Consider the following 19,299-nt stretch of genomic DNA (forward strand, 5'->3'; position numbering starts at 1 on the left):
CGTGCCAGCGATCACACCGACTGGCCGGTGACGGGGCGGGTACTGCTCAGTACATTCAGGTAAACCCTCGTTCACTCCTCAGCTTCCCCGCTGAAAGGGGATCCGCCATCATGTCCGGAACGAACAACACCACTTCGGTGATCGTCGCAGGGGCCCGCACGCCCATGGGGCGTCTGCTGGGCTCGCTGAAGTCCTTCTCGGGTGCCGACCTCGGCGGCTTCGCGATCAAGTCCGCGCTGGAGCGGGCCGGGATCTCCGGCGACCAGGTCCAGTACGTGATCATGGGCCAGGTGCTCCAGGCCGGCGCGGGCCAGATTCCCGCCCGACAGGCCGCCGTCAAGGGCGGGATCCCCATGAACGTCCCCGCGCTCACCATCAACAAGGTGTGCCTGTCCGGCCTCGACGCCATCGCGCTCGCGGACCAGCTCATCCGCGCCGGGGAGTTCGACATCGTGGTCGCGGGCGGCCAGGAGTCGATGACCAACGCCCCGCACCTGCTGCCGAAGTCCCGCGAGGGCTTCAAGTACGGCGCCATCGAGATGCTCGACGCGATGGCCCACGACGGCCTCACCGACGCCTTCGAGAACATCGCGATGGGCGAGTCCACCGAGAAGCACAACACCCGCCTGGGCATCGAGCGCGCCCCGCAGGACGCCTTCGCCGCCTCCTCGCACCAGCGGGCCGCCGCCGCGCAGAAGAACGGCGTCTTCGAGGCCGAGATCACCCCGGTCGAGATCCCGCAGCGCAAGGGCGACCCGGTGGTCTTCTCGCAGGACGAGGGCATCCGCGCCGAGACCACGGTCGAGTCCCTCGGCAAGCTGCGCCCCGCCTTCGCCAAGGACGGCACCATCACCGCCGGCACCTCCTCGCAGATCAGCGACGGCGCCGCCGCCGTGGTCGTGATGAGCAAGGCCAAGGCGGAGGAGCTCGGCCTGGAGTGGATCGCCGAGATCGGTGCGCACGGCAACGTGGCGGGACCCGACAACTCGCTCCAGTCGCAGCCGTCGAACGCCATCCTCCACGCCCTGAAGAAGGAGGGGCTGGAGGTCTCCGACCTGGACCTCATCGAGATCAACGAGGCCTTCGCGGCGGTCGCCGTGCAGTCAATGAAGGACCTCGGCGTGACCCCGGAAAAGGTGAACGTCAACGGCGGTGCCATCGCCCTGGGGCACCCGATCGGCATGTCCGGCGCCCGGGTCGTGCTGCACCTGGCCCTGGAGCTGGCCCGGCGCGGCGGCGGTGTCGGCGCGGCGGCCCTGTGTGGCGGCGGCGGGCAGGGCGACGCCCTGATCGTGCGCGTGCCCGGCGCGAAGGCGTAGGTGTCACGAGGATGACGACGGTGGACGTCCCCACACTGGTGGCCCAGGCCCGAGAAGGCCGACCCCGGGCCGTGGCCCGGCTGATCTCACTGGTCGAGGGGGCGTCCCCGCACCTGCGCGAGGTGATGGCCGCCCTGGCACCGCTCACCGGCGGGGCGTACGTGGTGGGGCTCACCGGCTCCCCGGGCGTGGGCAAGTCCACGTCCACCTCGGCGCTCGTCTCGGCGTACCGCAAGGCCGGCAAGCGCGTCGGCGTGCTCGCCGTCGACCCGTCCTCGCCCTTCAGCGGGGGCGCGCTGCTCGGCGACCGGGTGCGCATGTCGGACCACGCCTCCGACCCGGGGGTCTACATCCGCTCCATGGCCACCCGAGGCCACCTGGGCGGGCTCGCCTGGGCGGCGCCGCAGGCGATCCGCGTGCTGGACGCGGCCGGGTGCGAGGTGATCCTGGTCGAGACGGTCGGGGTCGGGCAGTCGGAGGTGGAGATCGCCTCGCAGGCCGACACCTCGGTGGTGCTGCTGGCGCCCGGGATGGGCGACGGGATCCAGGCCGCGAAGGCGGGCATCCTGGAGATCGGCGACGTGTACGTGGTCAACAAGGCCGACCGGGACGGCGCGGACGCGACCGCCCGGGAGCTGAACCACATGCTCAGCCTGGGGGAGTCCCGGGGCAGGGGCGACTGGCGGCCGCCGATCGTCAAGACGGTCGCCGCGCGGGGTCAGGGCATCGACGAGTTGGTCGAGGCGCTGGAGAAGCACCGGGCCTGGATGGACGAGCGCGGTGTGCTGGCCGAGCGTCGCACGGCCCGTGCCGCCCGCGAGGTGGAGACCATCGCCGTGACGGCGCTGCGCGCCCGAATGGCGGATCTGCGCGGGGACGCGCGCCTGGACGCGCTCGCGGCCCGGGTCGCCGTGGGGGAGCTGGACCCGTACGCGGCCTCGGACGCCCTGCTGGCGACGCTGACCGATGCGGACTCCCAGGGGCGAACCTAGACTGGCAAGCGCCCGGAATGGCCCGAAGGATCCCCTGTAAGGGAGTGGTGTCATGGCGAAGCGCGGCAACAAGAAGCGAGCCCGCAGGAAGAAGAAGGCGAACCACGGCAAGCGTCCCAACGCCTGACCGCGCCCACGAAGAGGGCCGCGCCCCCGAGCCGGGGCGCGGCCTTCGTCGTGTCGGGGCGCGGGGACCGTCCCGGCCCGTCCCGTCCTAGTTGTCGTCGTTGTCGTCGTTGTCGTTCGAGTCCGACGAGGACGCGGTGGCCTTCCCCGACGTGGGGTCGACGTGGACGTGCTTGGTCTTGCCGTCGCTCGACCTGACCTCGATGTCCCAGTAGGTGCTGCCGTTGTCGTCGTCGTCATCCCAGTCGACGGACCAGACCTTGGCGCCCTTGTTGGCGGCGAGGGCCGCCGCCATCGCCTTCTTGGCGTTGACCTTGGCGGCGATCAGGGGTGCGTACTCGGAGGCGTTGTCGTTGTCCGTGTCGCGCGTCGTGGCCTTGCCGGCGGTGTCGACCTCGACCTCGGTGTTCTTGCCGTTCTTGGCGACCACGTTGACGTGCCAGACGGTGCCGTCCTTGTCGAGGGACTCGACGACACCCGGGTGGTGCTTGAGGGCCGCGTCGCTCGCGCTCTCTGCGGTCACGTCGGCGCGGGCGGCGGTGGCCGTGGTCGTGGTCAGGGCCGTGGTGCCGGTGGCGGCGACGGCCGCCGCGGTCGGGCCGCCGACCGTCAGGACGGCGGCCGCGGCCGCGGAGATGATCACGTTGCGCTTCATGGGCAGTACCTCCTCGGGCCGGCCCGGGCGCCTACGGTTGCTCGGCGGGCGGACCGGCGGGCGATATCGACCATTCTGCGATCGATCGCCGGATCCGGCGCGGGGAGGGGCGTCAGGCCTTGCCGCGGTTGTCCCGCAGGTGCTCCGCCACGGGGCGCAGGGACTCGCGCAGGGCCGCCAGGGCGGCCGGCGGCAGCAGGTCGATGAAGTGCTGTCGCACGGAAGCCACGTGGTGGGGGGCGACCTTGCGCATGGTCTCCATGCCCTCGTCCGTGAGGACCGCGAACAGGCCGCGGCGGTCGGACTCGCAGTTCACCCGGCGGACCAGCCCGGCCGCCTCCATTCGGGTGATCTGGTGGGAGAGCCGGCTCTTGGACTGCAGGGTCGCCGTCGCGAGGTCGCTCATCCGCATCCGGTGACCCTCCGACTCGGAGAGGTTCACGAGGATCTCGTAGTCGTTGTTGGTGAGGCCGAAGGGCTGGAGATCCTTTTCCAGCTGGTGCATCAGCAGCCTGCTGACGTCCAGGTGGGTGCGCCAGGCGCACTGTTCGGCGTCGGTCAGCCAGCGCGTGGCCGTCTCGGTCTCCATGGTCTCCATGACTGAACTCTACCTAAAAAGTTGAATTGCGTACAAAAATAGGACGATCGCAGTTCGAGATCACAGGCCGAAGCGCCTCTGTAGATCACCCAGCTGTCCGGGCATCCGCGGCACGCCGATCTGACCGAGCGGCCCCTGACCGGCCCCGGGAACACCCTGCGCGTTGCCCGTCGCCGCGCCGGCGCCGACCGCGCCGACCGCCTGCTCCGCCATCAGCATCTCCGACGACTGGAGCAGCACCGTGCCCGCCCCCACGAACTCGAACTGGTGCTCCTCGCCCGAGGAGCCGCCGATGCCCGTCAGCGAACGCAGGCCGCCGATCACGCCCGACATGTAGCCGTGGTCGTAGTGGTGGCAGGGGGACGGGCAGTCCGCCCAGCCCACCAGCGCCTGCGGGTCCACCCGCAGCGGAGGCTCCATGAACACGACCGGCCCGTTGGACGCGGCCACGAACTTCCCGGTGCCGATCAGCGTCAGGAAGCCCGGCACGATCGACTGCTTCAGCGCCAGTGTCGGCTGGTACGCCAGCAGGTTGCCCGACCGGATCGTCAGGTTGCCTTTGTCCAGGTCGTACAAGTTCACGTCGAAGGCCCGGTCGGCCAGCAACATCTTGCCCTGACCCTCTGCCACCACCCAGTCGGCGGCGTGCAGGGGCGAGTGGAAGCTCGTGCGCAGCAACCGGTCGAAGCGGCCGTGGCCGATGCCGTTGAACTCGATGCTCCCGTAGTACGAGATCATCTTCCCCTTCTGCAGGAACCACTGGCTCCCCTTGAGCTCCACGCAGAAGGTGTACGCGTTGACGTTGTCGTCGGAGGGCAGCGTGTACGGGTCGAAGACCGTCGGACCTCCCGGTCCGCCGGGCACGGGGCCGTTCGTTCCGGAGTAATGCGTCACAGCTTCTCCTCCGAGGCCTGTACGTACACCGCGCCCTGGCCCGACAGCTCCAACTGGAACGCCTCGCCCGAGCCGCGCCCCACCATGTCGCGCCAGCCGAGCGCCGTGGAGAGCTTGTTCCTGACGTCCCCGTGGTGGGCCACGTACGCCTGCGGGTCGACGTGTACCGGCCGGTTCGGGGTGATGGGCAGTTCGACGACCCCGCCGTGGGCCATGACGGCCACGGATCCGTGCCCCTTGAGGGTGGTGGTGAACAGGCCCTGGCCGGAAACCTGGCCGCGAACCATGCCCATGACGCCGCCCTGCGAGCCCATGAACATCGTGCCCTGCTGGAGGGTGCCGTCGAAGGCGAGCAGCCGGTCCGCCTCCACGTACAGGGTCTCGCCCGTCAGGTTGATCACCTGGATGTGATGGCCGCCGTGGCCGAACATCACGGTGCCGCTGCCCTCGACCGACATCAGCGGCGTCTGTTCGTTCGCCACCCGGCGACCGATCATGCCCATGACCCCGCCCTGACCACCGGTCAGGCTCGGGGTGAAGGAGACCTCGCCCCGGTAGGCGAGCATCGCGCCGCGCTGGCTGTACATCTTCTGCCCCGGGACGACCTGCGCCTCGACCATCTTGGAGTTGATCTCGCGGAACGGCATCAGATGTCGCCCCCGATGGTGTTGCGCTCGCTGGGCTGCACGTAGACCAGGCCCTCGCCCTCGAAACGGATCTGGAACGCCTCGCCCGAACCCTCGCCGATCAGCGTGCGGAAGTTCACGCCCGACTGGAAGGACTGCCGCAGGTCCCCCGTGTGCGCGACGTACGCGCCCGGGTCGACCGACAGCGGGTACTGGGCGCTGACGCGCAACACCACGGCCGGACCGTCGGACATGATCGCGGCCTGGCCGGAGCCCTCCACGGTCGTGGTGAACAGGCCGTTGCCCGACGTCGCCCCGCGCAGGCCGGTGAAGGTCGTGCCGGTGCGCAGGCCGGCATCGGTGCACAGCAGGTTGCCGGCCTCCACGTGCAGCTTCTCGCCGCGCAGGCTGACCAGGTTGATCTCGCTCGCACGGTCGGCGAAGAAGCAGGTGCCCTGCCCCTGGACCTCCATCACCGTCATCTGTTCGCCGGTCAGCCGGCGGGTCACCATCCCGCGGAGACCTTCGCCACCGCCGGACATCTTCTTGAAGGCCATCTGGCCGTCGTACGCGACCATGGAGCCGTTTTTCGCTTTGACGGCGTCCCCGGTCAGGTCGACGGCGAGCACCTTGCTGCCTTGGAGTCGGAACTGAGCCACGGGAAGACGTTATCCGCAGAGCGCGGGACCGAACAGGGCTTCGTGGCCGATATCCGCCACACTCGGTCGTTCCGGGTACCCCGGTCAAGATCCCGCGGGGCGGCTGAGACACTGGGAAGGCCCCCCGGCCTCCTCCCGCGAAGGTTCCACGTGGACATCAAGACCGCTTCCGCCCTGCACCGGCTGCGCCTCATCTCCGTACCGGAGGCACTGTCGTTCCCGGCCCTGCTGATCTTCGGCTCGCTGCTCAGCCGGGTCTCCGACATCGACTACCTGATGATGCCGTTGGGCATCCTGCACGGGATCCTCTTCGTCATCTACGCGGTCTTCCTGCTCGACGTGTGGAACAAGGCGAAGTGGCCCCTCAAGAAGGTGGCGCTGTTCTTCCTGCTGGCGATGCTGCCGTTCGGCGGGCTGTACGGGGACCGGCTGCTCAAGCGCGACGAGGCCGACAGCGTCCTGGCCGCGCGGGCGCGCGAGGCGGCCCGCGCATGATCGTCGCGTTCTCCGTGACCCCGCTCGGGGTGGGCGAGGAGGTCGGCGAGTACGTGGCCGACGCGGTCCGTGTCGTACGGGAGTCCGGGCTGCCGAACCGCACCGACGCGATGTTCACCACGGTGGAAGGCGAGTGGAACGAGGTGATGGACGTGGTGAGGCGCGCCGTCGCCGCCGTGGAGGCGCGGGCCCCCAGGGTCTCCTTCATCCTCAAGGCCGACATCCGTCCCGGCGTCAGCGACGGGATGACCTCCAAGGTGGACACCGTCGAGCGGCACCTCGCCGCCGGCTCCGAGGGCTGACGGCTCCGAGGGCTGAGCCCCCGCACCCTTGCGAAGCGCCCCCGGCCGACCGGACCGGGGGCGCTTTCGCGTGCCCGACGGGGCCGGCACGGCCACCCGGACGGCGCCCGTGCCGAGGTCAGGGCCCGGTCCGCGACGCCGTGCGCGACCGCGCGACTCCCGTCAGGACGGGGCGGACCCGCTCCCGGGATCGACGCCCGCGGCCAACGCGATGGCCAGGGGGGTGCGTTCGTAGAGGATCCGGTGGCCGTGGCGGGACGAGAGGAGGAGCCCCGCCGACTGGAGGGTCTTGAGGTGGGCCGACACGGTGGACGGCGCCAGGCGGAGCCGCTCGGCCAGCGCCGAGGTGGACGCGGGCTCCTCCAGGGCGCGCAGGATCTCGGCCCGTCCCGCCCCCAACAGCCGGGTGAGCGCCCGCGGGGTCGGACCGTCCGAGGCCGCCCACAGTGCGCCGATGCCACGGGCCGGGTACACGACCGTCGGCTGCCACGGCGGGTCGTAGCCCCCGACCACCTCGGGCCACACGAACGCGCTCGGCATCAACAACAGGCCCTGGCCGTCGAGCGAGCGGTCGTGGTGCGTGCGCCGATCGACGACGAGGGTGTCCCCGGACCACCGCAGGTCCGGGTGGAGCCCGTCGAAGAGGGCCTCCAACCCGCCCGCCGCGAGCCTGCGGGAGTGGAAGAGGACGTCCGCCTCCAGCAGGGCCCGCAGTCTCGGCCAGTGCGGGGCGACCAGGGAGGCCCAGGCCCGCTCCAGCAGATCCGCCAACTCCCGCACGGCCCGCTCCGGATCCGCGAGCAACCGCTGCCCGATGTCGCTCTCCAACGCCCCCGGCGTACACGCCAGGGAGCGCCGCAGGTCCTCCCGGGCGGCGCCCGGATCGGCCGCGCGCACCCGGGCCAGTTCCTCCTCGAAGGTCACCGACGGGCCGGACGGCGGAGGGCTGAGAAAGTCCGGATTGTGGCCCTTTTTGGGCATCAGCAGCCACAGCGGACGCAGGTCCAGCCCGTCCGCCGCCTCACGGATTCCCCGCAGCCACGGCAGGTGGTAGGCCTGGCGGTTCCGGTACAGCAGGACCCGGACCGCCTCGTGCGTCTCCCAGCGCGGGGAGATCGAGAAGCGGCAGCGCAGCAGGTCCACCGGACCGAACCGGTAGTGGAGCGGCATCGACCCTCCCGAGGTCCCCGAGGCCTTCCCGAGGCCCTCCCGATTCTTCCCGAGATCCTCCCGAGGCCCTCGCGACGGGAACGCGCGGCCAAGATTCGGCGGGGAACGAATCCCTGCCCCGGGAGCCCGGCCCCGACCAGGCTGGCCCCATGGCAACCGTCAACCAACCGGCCGTCGATCACACGACGGACCCGACCGACTCCGGATACCGGGCCGTCTTCAGGGTCCGGGAGTTCCGGAGCGTCTTCGCCGCCCACCTGCTGTCCGTGCTCGGCGTCGTCGTCGCCGAGATCTCCCTGACCGTCCTCGTGTACCGGCTCACCGGCTCACCACTGATGAGCGCGCTCACCTTCGCCCTCGGATTCCTCCCCTACGCCCTCGGCGGCACCCTGCTCGCCGGGCTCGCCGACCGGTACCCCGCCCGCCGGGTGCTCGTGGCCTGCGACCTCGTCTGCGCGGCCTGCGCGGCGACCATGGTCCTGCCCGCGACCCCCGTCGCCGGACTCCTCGCCCTGCGCTGCGCCATGTCCTTCGTCGCACCCCTCTTCCAGGGGGCCCGCAGCGCCTCCCTCGCCGACATCCTCGGCGCCGGCGACGTCTTCGTCCTCGGCCGGTCGCTGCTGCGCATGGTCGCGCAGAGCGCCCAACTCATCGGATTCGGCCTCGGCGGGCTGCTGCTCACCGCCCTCGCACCCCGCGGCGCCCTCGCGCTCACCGCCGCCGGCTTCCTGGCCTCCGCACTCCTGCTGCGCCTCGGCACGGCGGCCCGACCCGCCCGCGCCGGCACCGGCGGCACCCCGCTCGGCGGCCTGCGGGCCGTCTTCCGGCACCGCCGGACGCGCGTGCTGACCCTGCTGTTCTGGCTGCCGCCGGTCTTCGTCGTGGTCCCCGAGGCGCTGCTCGCCCCGTACGTCGCCGGCATCGGCGCCGGAACGTTCGCCCTCGGCCTGCTGATGTGCGCGTTGCCCGTCGGGACCATCGCGGGTGAACTCTGGGCGGGCTCCGTACTCACCGCCCGAACGCGTTCGCGGATCGTGGCCCCGCTCGCGGCGGCCGGCCTGTCCCCGCTCCTGCTGTACGCGGCGCGGCCGGGCATCGTCGTCACCCTCGGGGCGCTGCTGCTGGCCGGGCTGGCGCACGCGTACACCCTCGGGCTCGACCGGATGTACGTGGACGCCGTGCCCGAGGAGCTGCGCGGTCGGGCGATGACCCTGCTCGGGACCGGGATGATGACCCTCCAGGGAGTGGGCATGGCCTTGGCGGGGCTCGCCGCCGAGTTCCTGCCCGTCCACGTCGTCGTCACCGCGTCGGGGGTGCTCGGCACCCTCGTCGTCCTGGCCCTGCTGGCCGAATTGCGCGCCTGTGCCCCGGCCGCGGAAGTGCCGAGGGATGAGACGGGGCTGACCGCCAAATGACCGCCCGGTAGGGTCTGGTGGATGCCCAAGCCGCTCAGCCTTCCCTTCGACCCCATCGCCCGCGCCGACGAACTCTGGGAGCGCCGCTGGGGTCCGGTGCCCTCGATGGCAGCCATCACCTCGATCATGCGGGCGCACCAGATCCTGCTCGGTGAGGTCGACGCCGTGGTGAAGCCGTACGGACTGACCTTCGCGCGGTACGAGGCCCTCGTGCTGCTGACGTTCTCGCAGGCCGGCGAGCTGACGATGTCGAAGATCGGCGAGCGACTGATGGTCCACCCGACCTCGGTGACGAACACCGTGGACCGGCTGGTGCGCTCCGGACTCGTGGCCAAGCGACCCAACCCGAACGACGGGCGCGGCACGCTCGCGTCGATCACCGACAAGGGCCGCGAGGTCGTCGAGGCGGCGACCCGGGACCTGATGGGGATCGACTTCGGTCTCGGGGCGTACGACACCGAGGAGTGCGGGGAGATCTTCGCCCTGCTGCGCCCCCTGCGGGTGTCCGCCGGCGACTTCGACGAGAAGTAGTCCGAGAGCGGCTCCCGTCACGGGGCCCGCGTCAAGATCGCGCAAAACGGACGGTTAGGCTCGTGGCCATGAAACGAAGCGTGCTGACCCGGTACCGGGTGATGGCTTTTGTCACTGCCGTGATGCTGCTGGTGCTGTGCACCTGCATGGTCTTCAAGTACGGCTTCGACAAGGGCGCCGACCTGACCTTCGTGGTCTCGCAGGCCCACGGCGTGCTCTTCATGATCTACCTGGTGTTCGCCTTCGACCTGAGTTCCAAGGCCCGGTGGCCCTTCGGCAAGATGCTCTGGGTCATGGTCAGCGGAACGATTCCGCTCGCTGCCTTCTTCGTCGAGCGCAAGGTGCGCGCCGAGGTCGAGCCGCTGGTCGAAGACGGTCTGACCACCGCCAAGGCCTAGCCTCGGCGCCGGCGCGCGGCTCGCGGCACGCCTGAGCGGACACCCCCGGGACGACTCCCCGGGGGTTTGCCATCGACATTTACTAGGACGTCCTAGTAAATTCATGAGTATGGACGCTGACGCCATCGAGGAGGGCCGCCGTCGCTGGCAGGCCCGGTACGACAAAGCCCGCAAGCGCGAGGCCGATTTCACGACGCTCTCCGGCGATGCCGTCGATCCCGTCTACGGGCCCCGACCCGGCGACTCGTACGAGGGATTCGAGCGCATCGGCTGGCCGGGGGAGTACCCCTACACCCGGGGCCTGCACGCCACCGGGTACCGGGGGCGGACCTGGACGATCCGGCAGTTCGCCGGGTTCGGCAACGCCGAGCAGACCAACGAGCGCTACAAGATGATCCTGGCCGCCGGCGGCGGCGGACTCTCCGTCGCCTTCGACATGCCGACCCTGATGGGACGCGACTCCGACGACCCCCGCGCCCTCGGCGAGGTCGGACACTGCGGTGTGGCCATCGACTCCGCCGCCGACATGGAGATCCTGTTCAAGGACATCCCGCTCGGCGACGTCACCACCTCGATGACCATCAGTGGCCCCGCCGTCCCCGCCTTCTGCATGTACCTGGTCGCCGCCGAGCGCCAGGGCGTCGATCCTGCCGTGCTCAACGGCACGCTCCAGACCGACATCTTCAAGGAGTACATCGCCCAGAAGGAGTGGCTCTTCGAACCCGAGCCGCACCTGCGCCTCATCGGCGACCTCATGGAGTACTGCGCGAACGGCATCCCGGCCTACAAGCCGCTGTCCGTCTCCGGCTACCACATCCGCGAGGCCGGAGCCACGGCCGCGCAGGAACTCGCCTACACGCTCGCCGACGGCTTCGGCTACGTGGAGCTGGGCCTCTCCCGCGGCCTGGACGTCGATCACTTCGCGTCCGGCCTCTCCTTCTTCTTCGACGCGCACCTCGACTTCTTCGAGGAGATCGCCAAGTTCCGCGCCGCCCGCAGGATCTGGGCCCGCTGGATGAAGGAGGTCTATGCCGCCCAGTCGGACAAGACGATGTGGCTGCGCTTCCACACCCAGACCGCCGGCGTCTCCCTCACCGCCCAACAGCCGTACAACAACGTCGTGCGGACCGCCGTCGAAGCCCTCGCGGCCGTCCTCGGCGGCACCAACTCGCTGCACACCAACGCCCTCGACGAGACCCTCGCGCTGCCGAGCGAGCAGGCCGCCGAGATCGCCCTGCGCACGCAGCAGGTGCTGATGGAGGAGACCGGCGTGGCCAACGTGGCCGACCCGCTGGGCGGTTCCTGGTACGTCGAGCAGCTCACCGACCGCATCGAGGCCGACGCGGAGAAGATCTTCGACCAGATCAAGGAGCGCGGACTGCGCGCCCATCCGGACGGACGGCACCCCATCGGGCCGATCACCTCGGGCATCCTGCGCGGCATCGAGGACGGCTGGTTCACCGGCGAGATCGCCGAATCGGCCTTCACCTACCAACGGTCCCTGGAGAAGGGCGACAAGCGGGTCGTCGGCGTCAACGTCCACCACGGATCGGTCACCGGCGACCTGGAGATCCTCCGCGTCAGCCACGAGGTGGAGCGCGTCCAGGTCGAGGAGCTGGCCGCGCGCAAGGGACGGCGTGACGACGCCAAGGTCAAGGCCTCGCTGGACACCATGCTGGCCGCCGCCCGGGACGGATCGAACATGATCCCGGCCATGTTGGACGCGGTGCGAGCCGAGGCCACCATGGGCGAGATCTGCAACGTCCTGCGGGACGAGTGGGGCACGTACACCGAGCCGCCCGGCTTCTGATCCCCGATCCGCTGATCCCCGATCCGCAGGGGATCCCCTCGTTCGTGACAGCCGGTCGTGGCGCCCCGCAGGGTGGCGCCGCGGCCGGCTTTCGCGTGTGCCGCGGCACCGGTCGCGGTCGTGGCCCTTCGGTCACCGTCGCGGCCCCGGGCCCGCTCAGGCCGGTGTCGTGCCCTGGAGGCCGTGCATCAGCAGGGCCGTGAAGGTGGCCACCCACAGCTCGTCCACCGGCTCCGAGCTGACCAGTGCCCGGTGCACCACCGTGCCCGCGATCACGTCGAAGATCAGGTCCGTGGTGTGGTTCGCCAGGGACTCGTCCGCCTCGTAGGGGAGTTCGCCCCGCGCCTGCGCGCGCTCGCGCCCCAGTACGACGAGACGTTTCTGCCGATCGACGATGGCCGACCGGATCCGGTCCCGCAGGGCCTCGTCCCGGGTGGACTCGGCGACCACCGCCATCAGGGCCGTACGGGCCTCCGGCCGCCGCAGCAACTCCGCGAACCGCAGCACCACGTACTCGATGTCCGCTTCCAACGAGCCCCGGTCGGGCAGTTCGAGCGCGTCGAAGAGTTCCGCGACCGCGTCGACCACCAGCTCGTTCTTGCCCGCCCACCGCCGGTACAGGGTGGTCTTCGCGACGCCCGCACGGGCCGACACGTCGCCCATCGTCAGCTTCGACCAGCCCAGCTCGACCAGCGCGTCCCGCGTCGCGGCGAGGATCGCCTCGTCCGCCGCCGCGCTGCGGGGGCGGCCGGTGCGGCCTTGCGGGGAGCTGGTGCCGGGGCTGGGGTTGCGCATGGCGGTGACCATACCCGCCAGTAGGTGGGCCGTCGGGGGCCCGTTCACTGTGGTTCAGATCACGGAGCGCCGGAGGTCCGGGGGAGTTACGCTACGGCTCGTAGCGTAAGAGCGACAACCACGCGAAGGCTACGGGCGCCGGGTGGGGACCTGGTGCCGACCTCAGGAAAGCAAGGCAGTACCGAAGCGGCACAGGCGCTGCTCCACCGCGTCAGCGGGGGGAGCAGCGGTGCAGCGGCAACACAGGCAACACGAACACCACGGGTAACACCGATCGGGTGCGTGCGGGAATTCCTCACGCGATCTTGTCCGATCTTTTTCGTCGGCGCGCGCACACGGGGGAGGATGTACGCATGCAGCCCAGAAACATGTCCATGAGCGGCGTCGTCGACCTCGCCGCGGTGAAGGCCGCCGGCGAAGCCAAGGCGAAGGCCGAGCAGGCGCGCGCCGAGGCGAACCGCCAGGGCGGCGCCGGAGCGGACGCCTCGCCCACCGGCGCCGTACCGCCGTCCGCGCTCGTCATCGACGTAGACGAGGCCGGTTTCGACCGCGATGTCATCCAGCTCTCCGACCAGGTACCCGTCGTCGTCGACTTCTGGGCCGAGTGGTGTGAGCCGTGCAAGCAACTCAGCCCGCTCCTGGAGCGGCTGACCGTCGAGGCGAACGGTCGCCTCGTCCTGGCCAAGGTGGACGTCGACGCCAACCAGCTGCTCATGCAGCAGTTCGGCATCCAGGGCATCCCGGCCGTCTTCGCCGTGGTCGCCGGCCAGGTGCTGCCCCTGTTCCAGGGTGCGGCCCCCGAGCAGCAGATCCGCGAGACCCTGGCCCAGCTGGTCCAGGTCGCGGAGGAGCGCTTCGGTCTCATCGGCGTCCAGGTCGACCCGAGCGCCGAACGGGCCCCGGTCGAGACCGCCGAGCCCGTCGGCCCGTACGACGCACTGCTGGAGGCGGCCGTCGTCGCGCTCGACGCGGGCGACCTGGCCGGCGCGGTCCAGGCGTACAAGAGCGTACTGGCCGACTCCCCGGCCAACACCGAGGCGAAGCTGGGCCTCGCCCAGGCGGAACTCCTCGTCCGGGTCCAGGACATGAATCCGCAGGCGGTGCGCACCGCGGCCGCCGAGAACCCCAAGGACCCGGCGGCGCAGATCGCCGCGGCCGACCTGGACCTGGTCGGCGGTCATGTCGAGGACGCCTTCGGTCGCCTGGTGGACACCGTACGGGTGACGTTCGGTGACGACCGGGACACGGTACGCCTGAGGCTGCTGGAACTGTTCGAAGTCATCGGGGCGGACGACCCCCGGGTGTCGGCGGCCCGTACGGCGCTCGCGCGGGTGCTCTTCTAGGTCCGGTCCGGAAGCGGTCCGTGGCCGGTCCGGGGGCGTCCCCCGAGATCGACGGGTCACCGACGATTTATTGACACGGAGAGAAACAGCGGCCGCCCTTTACCAAAACTTGGTAATCCCGGCTGCTGTTACTCGCAGTAAGTCGAACCCCGCGATCTGTCCGGTTGGTTCGCTCGTTCCCCGTTTGTCGTGGCCCTGGGTGACACCCTGCGTTGCCCCCCGACAACAGTGGGCCTCACTCCGGTTATCCAGCCGTTACCCGCCAGTAACGAACCCCCTTGTGCCCCGGCCGTGAATGGACCACGATCGGCCACGCTCGGTCCTTCCCGCAGAGCCGCTCATCCGGAGCCGCGGTGGAGGGTCCCCACCGAGTCGGCCTGTGGCAGTGGCACCGGCCGTGGGACAGGGGGGTACTTGCCGCACCGGCAGGGCCTGTCCCCCCAGGTTGCGCGAACGCGTGGCCCAGTGGTTGTCGCTCGGGGGTGAACGCCTGTGTACGGACGCGGCCTGGTCGCGGCTCGGCCGCTCGCGCTTCTTCCCGAGGACGTAGCACTTCTCCCATCCCAGGACGGGCACTGCCCGGACCGGAGATGTACGTCCGAGAAGGAGGAACGAAAATGAGTTCTCAGGTTCGTGGTGGGACCAGATGGAAGCGCTTCGCTCTCGTCATGGTGCCGAGCATCGCGGCCACGGCCGCGGTCGGTGTGGGTCTGGCGCAGGGTGCCCTCGCGGCGTCCTTCAGCGTCTCGGGCCAGGACTTCAAGGTCTCGGCCGACGAGCTCGTCGGTGACAACCTGATCCAGTACGGCAGCATCGCCGAGGGTGCCACTCTTGGCAGCGACAAGAAGTCCTACCACCCGGTGACGGTCTCGGGCTTCAGCTCGGCCAAGATCACCAACATGTGCCAGTCCCTGGTGACGCCGACTCCGCTCGGCAACATCACGCTCCAGCTGCGGACGGGCAACAAGGGCGAAGCCGCCGTTGCCAAGAACATCTACCTCGATGTCGCCGAGCTGGACGCGGACGCCACCTTCACCGACCTTGACATCGGTGTCGCGGTGAACGACGGCAGCCACACCACCAAGCCGAAGCCCGGCTCGGTGTCCGACGGTGCCATGTTCTCCCAGCGGGCCAAGACGGCCACGCTGACCAAGGTGCGTCAGAAGGCGTGGGCGACGACGGCGGGTACCTTCACGCTGCCCGACCTCAAGCTGCGCCTGCTCAGTGGTGACCAGCCGTGCTACAAGGACTCCGACGTCAAGTAGTCGGACCGGTGAGTGGCCGGGAGGGCCGGTGGATGTCGTCGCCGACCCTCCCGGTCTCCACACAGTTTTCCGTACCACCGTTTCCAGGGAGCTGTTGTCCATGAACCCCGAGGCCCCGGTTCGCGCCGCAGACGCAGACGCCCACTGGCTCACCGTGGGACGCCACCACTTCCGTGCCTGGAGGGGTCAACGCCCATTCTGGGCAGGACTGTTCACCCTCGTCGGTGGCATCCCGATCATGTACTTCCCGTACGCGGACCTCCGGTTGGGCAACGTCTCCCTCGCCATGGCGACGACCACGGGCTCCAGTTCGCTGATCATCGGCGTACTGCTGGTCACCCTGGGCCTCGCCCTCTGGTTCCAGCAGACCATCCGGGTCTTCGCCGGTGTCGCCGCGATCCTCCTGGCCCTGCTGTCCCTCCCGGTGTCCAACCTCGGTGGCTTCTTCATCGGCTTCCTCTTCTCCCTGCTGGGTGGGACCCTCGCGCTCTCCTGGGCCCCCGGCAAGCCGGTCGCCGAGGAAGAAGACGACTCCACGGGCAAGGACGAAGCGCTCGCGGACGGTGCGTACCTGGCCGTCCCCGGTCCCCGCGACACGGAAACGGCTTACGCGACCGAGACGACTGCCCACGCCGATGGCGGGAGGAACAGTGCGGGGTGACGAGACGCAGCGGGGTTCGGCCCCAGATGCGGAGTCCCGTGAGAGAAAAGGCCCGCGACACGCGGCGCCCAGGAAGTCGCTGCTGACCAAGTTCCAGATACCCGTCGGCAAGACGATGGCACTGGCGGCCATGCCGACCGCCGTGTTCGTCGGGATGGGCATGGCCCCCAAGCTGGCCCTGGCCGACGACAAGGACATCCCCTTCGCGCCCGGTCCCTGCGTGACGCGGTCCGACGAGCCCGCGGAGTCGGCCTCGCCGTCCGCCTCCAAGTCGCCTTCGCCGAGCGCCAGTGCGAGCACGTCGCCGAGCGCGACCCCCGCGCCCGGCGCGAGCGCGGTGGCACCGAAGCCCGGTACGAAGCCGTCCGCCTCCAAGCCCACCACGCCCGAGAAGGCGAAGCAGAGCACTCCGGCGGCCACCCCGTCCGCGAGCGCCTCCCCGCCGCCGTCCGCCTCCGCGACCAAGCCCACGAACCCGCTCGACCCGCTGGGTGTGGGCGACAAGGTCAAGGACTTCTTCGACGAGCTGGGCAAGCCCCTCAAGGACGCGCAGAAGCCGGCCACCCCGGCGCCCACCACGTCCACCGCACCCAAGCCCGACCCGTCGGCGGACGCGATCCGCGAGGCGGCGAAGCAGGCGGGGGCCAAGGTCGAGGAACTGCCCCAGGGCGTCAAGGACACCGCCAAGTCCCCCAAGGACGAGACGGGCAAGGCCACCGACAAGGACAAGGCCGACAAGGACAAGGACGACGAGAAGAAGGACGACGACGAGGACAAGACCTCGCCGTCCCCCTCTCCCTCGACCTCGGCGACCAAGGACGTGGACGGGAAGGAACCCTTCCCCTGCCCGACCCTCGACGCCAAGGCGCTGGCCGACGCCAAGCTGGAGCCGGGCATCCCGCTCCTGCCCGACGAGCCCTGGTACCTCGACAGCTCCCGACTGACCCTCTACGGCCTGGACTACGCGGGCATCGTCGAGGTGAAGACGGCGGGCGGCAAGGTCAAGAAGGTCCTGAAGTTCACGGCGGACTCCCTGGACATCAAGGACCTGTACCAGACCGTCGGCAAGGAGGGGAACGTCGCCCACCTGAAGTCGCGTCCGGGCTCCACGTCCACCATCCGCGGCGGCACGGTGACGATGTACACCGAGAGCCTCAAGGGAAACCTCTTCGGTCTGATCCCGATCGAGTTCACCCCGAACAGCCCGCCGCCCCTGAACGTCCCCTTCGCGTTCTTCACGAACGTCAAGGTCGTCCAGGCCGGCCAGTTCGGCGGCAACCTCACGGTCCCGGGCCTCAAGAACTACATCGGTCCGGCGGAGTAGAACCCCCGCTCACCCCGCACGCATGACTGAGGCCCGCTCCCCTCCCGGAGCGGGCCTCAGTCGTCCGTGTGCTGCCCGATCGTTGCTCCGGCACTGGGACGATGTGCCATGAGAACCCGTTTCCACGCCAACCACGACGAACCGCTGATGGTCCACTTCGAGATCATCGGCGGCCAGTGCCTCGTCCCTCCGGGCGACTGGATCGACGTCGAGTTCGCCGAGTCCGATCCGCCGAGCTCGGTCCACCTCCGGGGCGGCGCCCTGATCCTGACCCAGGAGGGCTACGGCTTCCTGCGGGTCTGGGACTCCACGGGCCGGGAGATCGACCCCGGCGGGGAGTAGCGGCCGTACGCAGCCCCCGCAAACACCGAGGCCCGCTCCCCCACGGGGGAGCGGGCCTCGGCCTCTGTGCGGCAGAGCCGGTCGGGTCGGTCCGGCCGGTCGGGTCGGTCAGGCGCGGGAGTCGTCGCCGCCCAGGTGGTGGACGCGGACCATGTTGGTCGTGCCCGGGACGCCGGGAGGGGAGCCGGCCGTGATGATCATCGAGTCGCCCGGGTGGTAGCGGTTGAGCTTCAGCAGCTCCGCGTCCACCAGGTCGACCATCGCGTCGGTGTTGTCCACGTGCGGGACCACGTAGGACTCGACGCCCCAGCTCAGCGTGAGCTGGTTGCGGGTGCCGGTGTCGGTGGTGAAGGCCAGGATCGGCTGGCACGCGCGGTAGCGCGACAGGCGGCGGGCCGTGTCGCCGGACTGGGTGAAGGCGACGAGGGCCTTCGCGTCGAGGAAGTCGGCGATCTCGCAGGCCGCGCGGGCGACGGCGCCACCCTGGGTGCGGGGCTTCTTGCCCGGGACCAGCGGCTGGAGGCCCTTGGAGAGCAGTTCCTCCTCGGCCGCCGTGACGATCTTCGACATCGTCTTGACGGTCTCGATCGGGTAGGCGCCGACCGAGGACTCGGCGGACAGCATGACCGCGTCCGCGCCGTCGAGGATGGCGTTGGCGACGTCGGAGGCCTCGGCGCGCGTCGGGCGCGAGTTGGTGATCATCGACTCCATCATCTGGGTCGCGACGATCACCGGCTTGGCGTTGCGGCGGCACATCTCGATGAGCCGCTTCTGGACCATCGGGACCTTTTCGAGCGGATACTCGACGGCCAGGTCGCCGCGGGCCACCATGACGGCGTCGAAGGCGTCCACCACGGCCGCCATGTTCTCGACGGCCTGGGGCTTCTCCACCTTGGCGATGACGGGGACCCGGCGGCCGACCTCGTCCATGACCTTGTGGACGTCCTTGACGTCGTTGGCGTCGCGGACGAAGGACAGGGCGACCATGTCGCAGCCCATCCGCAGCGCGAAGCGCAGGTCGTCGACGTCCTTCTCCGACAGGGCGGGGACGTTGACGGCGGCACCCGGCAGGTTGATGCCCTTGTGGTCCGAGATGACACCGCCCTCGATGACGATGGTCTTGACCTTGGAACCCTCGACCGCGGTCACGCGGAGTTCGACGTTGCCGTCGTTGATCAGGATCGGGTCGCCCTGGGAGACGTCGCCGGGCAGGCCCTTGTAGGTGGTTCCGCAGATGGACTTGTCGCCGGGGACGTCCTCGGTGGTGATGGTGAACTCGTCACCGCGCACCAGCTCGACGGGACCCTCGGCGAAGGTCTCCAGGCGGATCTTCGGACCCTGGAGGTCGGCGAGGACGCCGACGGCACGCCCGGTGTCCTCGGAGACCTTCCGGACGCGGTCGTACCGCTCCTGGTGTTCTGCCTGGGATCCGTGGCTGAAGTTGAATCGGGCCACGTTCATGCCTGCCTCGATGAGAGCTTTCAGCTGCTCATACGAGTCGACGGCGGGGCCCAGGGTGCAGACGATTTTGGAACGGCGCATGGAGCGGATCCTATCCGGTTTGTTTCGCAGCGGAATA

General features: G+C 70.0%; 22 protein-coding genes. 14 read left to right on the top strand and 8 right to left on the bottom strand.

Features of this window, described 5'->3' with window-relative positions; all coding sequences use genetic code 11:
* The first annotated feature begins 110 nt into the window (after positions 1-110).
* Genes ACQEVM_RS07325 through ACQEVM_RS07335 form a run of 3 tightly spaced genes read left to right on the top strand, consistent with a single transcriptional unit; the run spans position 111 to position 2,438 of the window.
* The gene (locus ACQEVM_RS07325) at positions 111-1,319 is read left to right on the top strand and encodes an acetyl-CoA C-acetyltransferase (protein WP_433076215.1); all 1,209 of its coding nucleotides are present in this window, start codon (positions 111-113) and stop codon (positions 1,317-1,319) included.
* An 11-nt stretch (positions 1,320-1,330) separates the two neighbouring features.
* On the top strand, positions 1,331-2,311 hold the full coding sequence (gene meaB / locus ACQEVM_RS07330; RefSeq protein ID WP_433076217.1) for a methylmalonyl Co-A mutase-associated GTPase MeaB: 981 nt from the start codon (positions 1,331-1,333) through the stop codon (positions 2,309-2,311).
* 52 nt (positions 2,312-2,363) lie between these two features.
* A complete protein-coding gene (locus ACQEVM_RS07335; RefSeq protein WP_107089157.1) occupies positions 2,364-2,438 on the top strand; it encodes a 50S ribosomal protein bL37 in 75 nt (24 codons plus the stop codon).
* Positions 2,439-2,525: 87 nt separating this feature from the next.
* Here ACQEVM_RS07335 and ACQEVM_RS07340 read toward each other — a convergent pair whose 3' ends face one another.
* From ACQEVM_RS07340 to ACQEVM_RS07360, 5 genes are all read right to left on the bottom strand, one after another.
* Positions 2,526-3,092: a PepSY domain-containing protein gene (locus ACQEVM_RS07340; protein ID WP_433076219.1), complete on the bottom strand. Its 567-nt coding sequence runs from the start codon at positions 3,090-3,092 to the stop codon at positions 2,526-2,528.
* A gap of 112 nt (positions 3,093-3,204) precedes the next feature.
* Complete coding sequence (locus ACQEVM_RS07345) at positions 3,205-3,681, bottom strand: MarR family winged helix-turn-helix transcriptional regulator (RefSeq protein ID WP_433079856.1); 477 nt, start codon at positions 3,679-3,681, stop codon at positions 3,205-3,207.
* Positions 3,682-3,750: 69 nt separating this feature from the next.
* Entirely contained in the window at positions 3,751-4,554 is an 804-nt protein-coding gene (locus ACQEVM_RS07350; protein ID WP_433079858.1) for an AIM24 family protein, read from the bottom strand.
* 26 nt (positions 4,555-4,580) lie between these two features.
* Positions 4,581-5,231, bottom strand: coding sequence for an AIM24 family protein (locus tag ACQEVM_RS07355; RefSeq protein ID WP_433076221.1), 651 nt, complete (start codon positions 5,229-5,231; stop codon positions 4,581-4,583).
* On the bottom strand, positions 5,231-5,869 hold the full coding sequence (locus tag ACQEVM_RS07360) for an AIM24 family protein (protein ID WP_351757140.1): 639 nt from the start codon (positions 5,867-5,869) through the stop codon (positions 5,231-5,233). The genes ACQEVM_RS07355 and ACQEVM_RS07360 overlap by 1 nt, the downstream gene beginning before the upstream one ends.
* Before the next feature lie 150 nt (positions 5,870-6,019).
* On the opposite strand from ACQEVM_RS07360, the gene ACQEVM_RS07365 reads away from it, so the two are divergent.
* Both ACQEVM_RS07365 and ACQEVM_RS07370 read left to right on the top strand, forming a co-directional pair.
* Complete coding sequence (locus tag ACQEVM_RS07365) at positions 6,020-6,364, top strand: DUF3817 domain-containing protein (protein WP_365999309.1); 345 nt, start codon at positions 6,020-6,022, stop codon at positions 6,362-6,364.
* On the top strand, positions 6,361-6,666 hold the full coding sequence (locus tag ACQEVM_RS07370) for an MTH1187 family thiamine-binding protein (RefSeq protein ID WP_433076224.1): 306 nt from the start codon (positions 6,361-6,363) through the stop codon (positions 6,664-6,666). Before ACQEVM_RS07365 ends, ACQEVM_RS07370 begins: the two co-directional genes overlap by 4 nt.
* A 162-nt stretch (positions 6,667-6,828) precedes the next feature.
* Here the strand turns inward: ACQEVM_RS07370 and ACQEVM_RS07375 are convergent, their stop codons facing one another.
* Complete coding sequence (locus tag ACQEVM_RS07375; protein ID WP_433076226.1) at positions 6,829-7,836, bottom strand: DUF5937 family protein; 1,008 nt, start codon at positions 7,834-7,836, stop codon at positions 6,829-6,831.
* Between the two features lie 149 nt (positions 7,837-7,985).
* Between ACQEVM_RS07375 and ACQEVM_RS07380 the strand changes: the two genes are divergently transcribed.
* The 4 genes from ACQEVM_RS07380 to ACQEVM_RS07395 all read left to right on the top strand — a co-directional run bounded on the left by ACQEVM_RS07380 (position 7,986) and on the right by ACQEVM_RS07395 (position 11,990).
* Positions 7,986-9,251 carry an MFS transporter gene (locus ACQEVM_RS07380; RefSeq protein WP_433076227.1) on the top strand — a complete coding sequence of 422 codons (1,266 nt, stop codon included), beginning with the start codon at positions 7,986-7,988 and terminating at the stop codon, positions 9,249-9,251.
* Between the two features lie 21 nt (positions 9,252-9,272).
* On the top strand, positions 9,273-9,782 hold the full coding sequence (locus ACQEVM_RS07385) for a MarR family winged helix-turn-helix transcriptional regulator (RefSeq protein ID WP_433076228.1): 510 nt from the start codon (positions 9,273-9,275) through the stop codon (positions 9,780-9,782).
* Between the two features lie 68 nt (positions 9,783-9,850).
* The gene (locus tag ACQEVM_RS07390) at positions 9,851-10,180 is read left to right on the top strand and encodes a DUF3817 domain-containing protein (protein ID WP_053677720.1); all 330 of its coding nucleotides are present in this window, start codon (positions 9,851-9,853) and stop codon (positions 10,178-10,180) included.
* Between the two features lie 109 nt (positions 10,181-10,289).
* Positions 10,290-11,990 carry an acyl-CoA mutase large subunit family protein gene (locus ACQEVM_RS07395; RefSeq protein WP_433076230.1) on the top strand — a complete coding sequence of 567 codons (1,701 nt, stop codon included), beginning with the start codon at positions 10,290-10,292 and terminating at the stop codon, positions 11,988-11,990.
* Positions 11,991-12,146: 156 nt separating this feature from the next.
* Here the strand turns inward: ACQEVM_RS07395 and ACQEVM_RS07400 are convergent, their stop codons facing one another.
* Positions 12,147-12,785 carry a TetR/AcrR family transcriptional regulator gene (locus ACQEVM_RS07400; RefSeq protein ID WP_433076232.1) on the bottom strand — a complete coding sequence of 213 codons (639 nt, stop codon included), beginning with the start codon at positions 12,783-12,785 and terminating at the stop codon, positions 12,147-12,149.
* A 353-nt stretch (positions 12,786-13,138) separates the two neighbouring features.
* Here ACQEVM_RS07400 and ACQEVM_RS07405 point away from each other — a divergent pair, with 353 nt between their 5' ends.
* The 5 genes from ACQEVM_RS07405 (at position 13,139) to ACQEVM_RS07425 (ending at position 17,720) form a co-directional block, all read left to right on the top strand.
* Positions 13,139-14,128 (top strand): tetratricopeptide repeat protein, encoded by a 990-nt coding sequence (locus tag ACQEVM_RS07405; protein WP_433076234.1) that lies wholly within the window; start codon positions 13,139-13,141, stop codon positions 14,126-14,128.
* Positions 14,129-14,745: 617 nt separating this feature from the next.
* Positions 14,746-15,393 (top strand): DUF6230 family protein, encoded by a 648-nt coding sequence (locus ACQEVM_RS07410; protein WP_433076236.1) that lies wholly within the window; start codon positions 14,746-14,748, stop codon positions 15,391-15,393.
* Between the two features lie 100 nt (positions 15,394-15,493).
* A complete protein-coding gene (locus tag ACQEVM_RS07415; RefSeq protein ID WP_433076238.1) occupies positions 15,494-16,054 on the top strand; it encodes a DUF6114 domain-containing protein in 561 nt (186 codons plus the stop codon).
* The gene (locus ACQEVM_RS07420) at positions 16,044-17,378 is read left to right on the top strand and encodes a hypothetical protein (protein WP_433076240.1); all 1,335 of its coding nucleotides are present in this window, start codon (positions 16,044-16,046) and stop codon (positions 17,376-17,378) included. Before ACQEVM_RS07415 ends, ACQEVM_RS07420 begins: the two co-directional genes overlap by 11 nt.
* A 108-nt stretch (positions 17,379-17,486) precedes the next feature.
* Entirely contained in the window at positions 17,487-17,720 is a 234-nt protein-coding gene (locus tag ACQEVM_RS07425; protein WP_433076242.1) for a hypothetical protein, read from the top strand.
* A 108-nt stretch (positions 17,721-17,828) separates the two neighbouring features.
* Here ACQEVM_RS07425 and pyk read toward each other — a convergent pair whose 3' ends face one another.
* Positions 17,829-19,262: a pyruvate kinase gene (gene pyk / locus ACQEVM_RS07430; protein WP_351384229.1), complete on the bottom strand. Its 1,434-nt coding sequence runs from the start codon at positions 19,260-19,262 to the stop codon at positions 17,829-17,831.
* Positions 19,263-19,299: the final 37 nt, after the last annotated feature.

Origin of the sequence: Streptomyces sp. CA-243310, from assembly GCF_050936775.1 — a bacterium.
Classification (GTDB): Bacteria; Actinomycetota; Actinomycetes; order Streptomycetales; family Streptomycetaceae; genus Streptomyces.

What these genes read in the sequence shown, in the direction of transcription:
- ACQEVM_RS07325 (WP_433076215.1), top strand. Translation starts at nt 111, where the DNA reads ATGTCCGGAACGAACAACACCACTTCGGTGATCGTCGCAGGGGCCCGC.
- meaB (WP_433076217.1), top strand. Translation starts at nt 1,331, where the DNA reads ATGACGACGGTGGACGTCCCCACACTGGTGGCCCAGGCCCGAGAAGGC.
- ACQEVM_RS07340 (WP_433076219.1), bottom strand. Translation starts at nt 3,092, where the DNA reads ATGAAGCGCAACGTGATCATCTCCGCGGCCGCGGCCGCCGTCCTGACG.
- ACQEVM_RS07345 (WP_433079856.1), bottom strand. Translation starts at nt 3,681, where the DNA reads ATGGAGACCGAGACGGCCACGCGCTGGCTGACCGACGCCGAACAGTGC.
- ACQEVM_RS07355 (WP_433076221.1), bottom strand. Translation starts at nt 5,231, where the DNA reads ATGCCGTTCCGCGAGATCAACTCCAAGATGGTCGAGGCGCAGGTCGTC.
- ACQEVM_RS07370 (WP_433076224.1), top strand. Translation starts at nt 6,361, where the DNA reads ATGATCGTCGCGTTCTCCGTGACCCCGCTCGGGGTGGGCGAGGAGGTC.
- ACQEVM_RS07375 (WP_433076226.1), bottom strand. Translation starts at nt 7,836, where the DNA reads ATGCCGCTCCACTACCGGTTCGGTCCGGTGGACCTGCTGCGCTGCCGC.
- ACQEVM_RS07380 (WP_433076227.1), top strand. Translation starts at nt 7,986, where the DNA reads ATGGCAACCGTCAACCAACCGGCCGTCGATCACACGACGGACCCGACC.
- ACQEVM_RS07385 (WP_433076228.1), top strand. Translation starts at nt 9,273, where the DNA reads ATGCCCAAGCCGCTCAGCCTTCCCTTCGACCCCATCGCCCGCGCCGAC.
- ACQEVM_RS07390 (WP_053677720.1), top strand. Translation starts at nt 9,851, where the DNA reads ATGAAACGAAGCGTGCTGACCCGGTACCGGGTGATGGCTTTTGTCACT.
- ACQEVM_RS07395 (WP_433076230.1), top strand. Translation starts at nt 10,290, where the DNA reads ATGGACGCTGACGCCATCGAGGAGGGCCGCCGTCGCTGGCAGGCCCGG.
- ACQEVM_RS07400 (WP_433076232.1), bottom strand. Translation starts at nt 12,785, where the DNA reads ATGCGCAACCCCAGCCCCGGCACCAGCTCCCCGCAAGGCCGCACCGGC.
- ACQEVM_RS07405 (WP_433076234.1), top strand. Translation starts at nt 13,139, where the DNA reads ATGCAGCCCAGAAACATGTCCATGAGCGGCGTCGTCGACCTCGCCGCG.
- ACQEVM_RS07410 (WP_433076236.1), top strand. Translation starts at nt 14,746, where the DNA reads ATGAGTTCTCAGGTTCGTGGTGGGACCAGATGGAAGCGCTTCGCTCTC.
- ACQEVM_RS07415 (WP_433076238.1), top strand. Translation starts at nt 15,494, where the DNA reads ATGAACCCCGAGGCCCCGGTTCGCGCCGCAGACGCAGACGCCCACTGG.
- ACQEVM_RS07425 (WP_433076242.1), top strand. Translation starts at nt 17,487, where the DNA reads ATGAGAACCCGTTTCCACGCCAACCACGACGAACCGCTGATGGTCCAC.
- pyk (WP_351384229.1), bottom strand. Translation starts at nt 19,262, where the DNA reads ATGCGCCGTTCCAAAATCGTCTGCACCCTGGGCCCCGCCGTCGACTCG.